This window comes from Christiangramia aquimixticola (assembly GCF_048285835.1).
Classification (GTDB): Bacteria; Bacteroidota; Bacteroidia; order Flavobacteriales; family Flavobacteriaceae; genus Christiangramia; species Christiangramia aquimixticola.
On record NZ_JBLVTL010000185.1, the window covers coordinates 1 to 307 of the forward strand.

The window sequence follows — 307 nt, forward strand, 5'->3', positions numbered from 1 at the left end:
AGCCTTCTACTCTTACTTACACTATCTCTGTAGCCAATACAGGAAATGTGAGTTTAACAGGGCTTACACTAACCGATGATACTACCACTGCTACCCTGAAATCAGGTGACGATGGGAATGGAATACTGGATGTAAATGAAATATGGGTATTTGAAGCTACTTACAATGCTACTCAGACTGATATCAATAACGGTACTACCCTATCAAATACTGCAAGTGTAGTAACCAACGAAGTACCTGGTCCTACCAGCGCTACTGCCAATACTACCATTGATCAGAATCCTCTTATGACGCTGGTTAAAGATGG

At 41.4% G+C, this 307-nt stretch carries 1 protein-coding gene; it reads left to right on the forward strand.

Annotated elements, in window-relative coordinates:
* Positions 1 to 307, forward strand: a 307-nt coding sequence (locus ACNKXV_RS14055; RefSeq protein WP_417908339.1) for a DUF7507 domain-containing protein, incomplete at both ends; no start/stop codon positions are given.